Source organism: Halobacillus sp. AWM4_238, assembly GCF_056158265.1.
In genome coordinates, this window is record NZ_JBSWSY010000001.1 from 1 (window position 1) to 5,735 (window position 5,735).

6 tRNA genes and 3 rRNA genes are annotated in these 5,735 nt (G+C 52.2%); all 9 read right to left on the reverse strand.

The annotated features are described in order from the left end of the window. Positions 1-59: transfer RNA gene (locus ACXACN_RS00005), tRNA-Ile, on the reverse strand. Positions 60-85: 26 nt separating this feature from the next. Continuing rightward, a tRNA-Gly gene (locus ACXACN_RS00010) sits at positions 86-159 on the reverse strand. Between the two features lie 31 nt (positions 160-190). Then, a tRNA-Pro gene (locus tag ACXACN_RS00015) sits at positions 191-267 on the reverse strand. A 4-nt stretch (positions 268-271) separates the two neighbouring features. Continuing rightward, positions 272-348: transfer RNA gene (locus tag ACXACN_RS00020), tRNA-Arg, on the reverse strand. Positions 349-417: 69 nt separating this feature from the next. Beyond that, a tRNA-Leu gene (locus ACXACN_RS00025) sits at positions 418-506 on the reverse strand. 48 nt (positions 507-554) lie between these two features. Beyond that, positions 555-639: transfer RNA gene (locus ACXACN_RS00030), tRNA-Leu, on the reverse strand. 57 nt (positions 640-696) lie between these two features. Further along, positions 697-810: ribosomal RNA gene (gene rrf, locus ACXACN_RS00035) — 5S ribosomal RNA — on the reverse strand. An 89-nt stretch (positions 811-899) separates the two neighbouring features. After that, a 23S ribosomal RNA gene (locus ACXACN_RS00040) occupies positions 900-3,815 on the reverse strand. A 171-nt stretch (positions 3,816-3,986) separates the two neighbouring features. Next, a 16S ribosomal RNA gene (locus ACXACN_RS00045) occupies positions 3,987-5,551 on the reverse strand. The 16S, 23S and 5S rRNA genes sit together here with 6 tRNA genes alongside, the layout of an rRNA operon. Positions 5,552-5,735: the final 184 nt, after the last annotated feature.

Here is a 5,735-nt window from a genome sequence, read left to right on the forward strand (position 1 = left end):
GAGTGGACTCGAACCACCGACCTCACGCTTATCAGGCGTGCGCTCTAACCAGCTGAGCTACAGGCCCCGATGACATTCATTAAAATGGAGCGGGTGATGGGAATCGAACCCTCATCATCAGCTTGGAAGGCTGAGGTTTTACCACTAAACTACACCCGCAAGTGTATCAAATTGTTATTTAGGATTTCGATGGTCGGGAAGACAGGATTCGAACCTGCGACCCCTTGGTCCCAAACCAAGTGCTCTACCAAGCTGAGCTACTTCCCGTTAATGGCGCGCCCGAGAGGAGTCGAACCCCTAACCTTCTGATCCGTAGTCAGACGCTCTATCCAATTGAGCTACGGGCGCATTAAAAAAGCGACATTTATTATCTTAACATCTTTTGTGTGTTGACGCAAGTACTTTTTTTAAAAAAGTTGGTGCGGCCGAAGAGGACTTGAACCTCCACGGGATTACCTCCCACTAGGCCCTCAACCTAGCGCGTCTGCCGATTCCGCCACGACCGCAAAATTGCTGTAGTAAACAATGGGATGCTGATCATGATAATTGGATAATGCGGGTGGAGGGACTTGAACCCCCACGCCGTGAAGCACTAGATCCTAAATATCTGGCGTGTACTGCCAATTCCACCACACCCGCATAATAAATGGTGAGCCATGAAGGATTCGAACCTTCGACCCTCTGATTAAAAGTCAGATGCTCTACCATCCTACTCTCACGGGGGTAAACCCGACTACCATCGGCGCTGAAGAGCTTAACTGCTGTGTTCGGCATGGGAACAGGTGTGACCTCTTCGCCTTCACCACCACATCAATATAAAGTTTGAGGTAAACCCTCAAAACTGGATAAGGAAACATCTTTTTGAAAAAGAAATGCTTTTCACGACTGATTGAAATCAGATAGATAAGTCATCGATCCATTAGTATCCGTCAGCTCCACGTGTCACCACGCTTCCACCTCGGACCTATCAACCTCATCGTCTCTGAGGGATCTTATTACCTTATAGGTAAGGGAAATCTCATCTCAAGGGGGGCTTCATGCTTAGATGCTTTCAGCACTTATCCCGACCACACGTAGCTACCCAGCGATGCTCCTGGCGGAACAACTGGTACACCAGCGGTGTGTCCATCCCGGTCCTCTCGTACTAAGGACAGCTCCTTTCAAATTTCCAACGCCCACGACGGATAGGGACCGAACTGTCTCACGACGTTCTGAACCCAGCTCGCGTACCGCTTTAATGGGCGAACAGCCCAACCCTTGGGACCGACTACAGCCCCAGGATGCGATGAGCCGACATCGAGGTGCCAAACCTCCCCGTCGATGTGGACTCTTGGGGGAGATAAGCCTGTTATCCCCGGGGTAGCTTTTATCCGTTGAGCGACGGCCCTTCCATGCGGAACCGCCGGATCACTAAGCCCGACTTTCGTCCCTGCTCGACTTGTAGGTCTCGCAGTCAAGCTCCCTTGTGCCTTTACACTCTGCGAATGATTTCCAACCATTCTGAGGGAACCTTTGGGCGCCTCCGTTACCTTTTGGGAGGCGACCGCCCCAGTCAAACTGCCCACCTGACACTGTCTCCGGACCGGATCACGGTCCTGGGTTAGAATGTCCGTACAGCCAGGGTAGTATCCCACCAGCGCCTCCACCGAAGCTAGCGCTCCGGCTTCCAAGGCTCCTACCTATCCTGTACAAGCTGTACCAACATTCAATATCAGGCTACAGTAAAGCTCCACGGGGTCTTTCCGTCCTGTCGCGGGTAATGTGCATCTTCACACATAGTATAATTTCACCGGGTCTCTCGTTGAGACAGTGCCCAAGTCGTTGCACCTTTCGTGCGGGTCGGAACTTACCCGACAAGGAATTTCGCTACCTTAGGACCGTTATAGTTACGGCCGCCGTTTACTGGGGCTTCGGTTCAACGCTTCGCATAAGCTAACGCATCCCCTTAACCTTCCAGCACCGGGCAGGTGTCAGCCCCTATACTTCGCCTTACGGCTTCGCAGAGACCTGTGTTTTTGGTAAACAGTCGCTTGGGCCTTTTCACTGCGGCTCCTCGGCAGAGGAGCACCCCTTCTCCCGAAGTTACGGGGTCATTTTGCCGAGTTCCTTAACGAGAGTTCTCCCGCTCACCTTAGGATCCTCTCCTCGCCTACCTGTGTCGGTTTGCGGTACGGGCACCTCTTTCCTCACTAGAGGATTTTCTTGGCAGTGTGAACTCAGGAGCTTCGGTACTATATTTCCCTCCCCATCACAGCTTGACGTTGCCGGACGGATTTGCCTATCCGACCGTCTCACTGCTTGGACGCGCACATCCAGTGGCGCGCTCTCCTTATCCTCCTGCGTCCCCCCGTCGTTCAAACGGAAAGGAGGTGGTACAGGAATATCAACCTGTTGTCCATCGCCTACGCCTTTCGGCCTCGGCTTAGGTCCCGACTAACCCTGAGAGGACGAGCCTTCCTCAGGAAACCTTAGGCATTCGGTGAAAGAGATTCTCACTCTTTTTTCGCTACTCATACCGGCATTCTCACTTCTAAGCGCTCCACCAGTCCTTACGGTCTGACTTCACGGCCCTTAGAACGCTCTCCTACCACTGATCATAAGATCAATCCGCAGCTTCGGTGGTGTGTTTAGCCCCGGTACATTTTCGGCGCAGAGTCACTCGACCAGTGAGCTATTACGCACTCTTTGAATGATGGCTGCTTCTAAGCCAACATCCTGGTTGTCTAAGCAACTCCACATCCTTTTCCACTTAACACACACTTTGGGACCTTAGCTGGCGGTCTGGGCTGTTTCCCTCTCGACCATGAACCTTATCACCCACGGTCTGACTCCCAGAACAAAGTCTATGGCATTCGGAGTTTGACTGAATTCGGTAACCCGATAGGGGCCCCTCGTCCAATCAGTGCTCTACCTCCATGACTTTCTATTCTGAGGCTAGCCCTAAAGCTATTTCGGAGAGAACCAGCTATCTCCGTGTTCGATTGGCATTTCACCCCTACCCACACCTCATCCCCGTAATTTTCAACTTACGTGGGTTCGGGCCTCCAGTCAGTGTTACCTGACCTTCACCCTGGACATGGGTAGATCACACGGTTTCGGGTCTACGACCGCATACTCACTCGCCCTATTCAGACTCGCTTTCGCTGCGGCTCCGCTTCTACTGCTTAACCTCGCATACGGTCGTAACTCGCCGGTTCATTCTACAAAAGGCACGCCGTCACCCATTAACGGGCTCCGACTACTTGTAGGCACACGGTTTCAGGTTCTCTTTCACTCCCCTTCCGGGGTGCTTTTCACCTTTCCCTCACGGTACTGGTTCACTATCGGTCACTAGGGAGTATTTAGCCTTGGGAGATGGTCCTCCCGGATTCCGACGGAATTCCTCGTGTTCCGCCGTACTCAGGATCCACTCCGGAGGGAGAAAGATTTCGACTACAGGGCTGTTACCTGCTCTGGCTGACCTTTCCAGGTCGATTCGTCTATCTTCCTCCTTGGTAACTCCAATGGAGTGTCCTACAACCCCAGAAAGCAAGCTTTCTGGTTTGGGCTGATTCCGTTTCGCTCGCCGCTACTCAGGAAATCGCGTTTGCTTTCTCTTCCTCCGGGTACTTAGATGTTTCAGTTCCCCGGGTGTGCCTGCCTATACCTATGTATTCAGTATAGGATACTGTTCCATTACGAACAGTGGGTTTCCCCATTCGGAAATCTCCGGGTCAAAGCCTACTTACGGCTCGCCGGAGCATATCGGTGTTAGTCCCGTCCTTCATCGGCTCCTAGTACCAAGGCATCCACCGTGCGCCCTTATTCACTTAACTATCGTCGTGAAAAGACGTTTACAATTTCAATTAGATGTCTTGTCATCAAATGTCTCATCGTTAGATGAAGACAATGATTCCTTATCCAGTTTTCAAGGTTCACAAGTTGAAAGATCGTTTGATCTCTCAAAACTGAACAACCAACACAGTACGTTTCCGTTATATCCTTAGAAAGGAGGTGATCCAGCCGCACCTTCCGATACGGCTACCTTGTTACGACTTCACCCCAATCATTGGCCCCACCTTCGGCGGCTGGCTCCAAAAAGGTTACCTCACCGACTTCGGGTGTTGCCAACTCTCGTGGTGTGACGGGCGGTGTGTACAAGGCCCGGGAACGTATTCACCGCGGCATGCTGATCCGCGATTACTAGCGATTCCGGCTTCATGCAGGCGAGTTGCAGCCTGCAATCCGAACTGAGAATGGTTTTATGGGATTTGCTACACCTCGCGGCTTCGCTGCCCTTTGTACCATCCATTGTAGCACGTGTGTAGCCCAGGTCATAAGGGGCATGATGATTTGACGTCATCCCCGCCTTCCTCCGGTTTGTCACCGGCAGTCACCTTAGAGTGCCCAACTAAATGCTGGCAACTAAGATTAGGGGTTGCGCTCGTTGCGGGACTTAACCCAACATCTCACGACACGAGCTGACGACAACCATGCACCACCTGTCACTTGGTCCCCGAAGGGAAAGCCCTATCTCTAGGGTTGTCCAAGGATGTCAAGACCTGGTAAGGTTCTTCGCGTTGCTTCGAATTAAACCACATGCTCCACCGCTTGTGCGGGCCCCCGTCAATTCCTTTGAGTTTCAGCCTTGCGGCCGTACTCCCCAGGCGGAGTGCTTAATGCGTTAACTTCAGCACTAAGGGGTGGAAGCCCCCTAACACCTAGCACTCATCGTTTACGGCGTGGACTACCAGGGTATCTAATCCTGTTTGCTACCCACGCTTTCGCACCTCAGCGTCAGAAACAGACCAGAGAGTCGCCTTCGCCACTGGTGTTCCTCCACATATCTACGCATTTCACCGCTACACGTGGAATTCCACTCTCCTCTTCTGTCCTCAAGTTCCCCAGTTTCCAATGACCCTCCACGGTTGAGCCGTGGGCTTTCACATCAGACTTAAGGAACCGCCTGCGCGCGCTTTACGCCCAATAATTCCGGACAACGCTTGCCCCCTACGTATTACCGCGGCTGCTGGCACGTAGTTAGCCGGGGCTTCCTCGTTAGGTACCGTCAAGGTACCGTTCTATTCGCACGGTACTTGTTCTTCCCTAACAACAGAACTTTACGATCCGAAGACCTTCATCGTTCACGCGGCGTTGCTCCGTCAGACTTTCGTCCATTGCGGAAGATTCCCTACTGCTGCCTCCCGTAGGAGTCTGGGCCGTGTCTCAGTCCCAGTGTGGCCGATCACCCTCTCAGGTCGGCTACGCATCGTCGCCTTGGTGAGCCGTTACCTCACCAACTAGCTAATGCGCCGCGGGCCCATCTGTAAGTGATAGCAAGAAGCCATCTTTCAACTTTCCTTCATGCGAAAGAAAGTATTACCCGGCATTAGCCCCGGTTTCCCGGGGTTATTCCGATCTTACAGGCAGGTTGCCCACGTGTTACTCACCCGTCCGCCGCTCGTTCCACGAGCTTCACCCCGAAGGGATCCACTCGCTTCCCGCGCTCGACTTGCATGTATTAGGCACGCCGCCAGCGTTCGTCCTGAGCCAGGATCAAACTCTCCATAAAAGTTAAGTTTGACTTGCTCATTTGCACACCGAATGTGCTTGTTTCAAATTTCTTCAATAAAGAAGAAATGTTTTGACGTACTGGTTGGTTCGTTCAGTTTTCAAAGATCAAATGTTTTGTCCGCCGTTTAAAAACAGCGACTTAATTAATATATCATGTGCAGTTGTTTTCGTCAACAACTTTT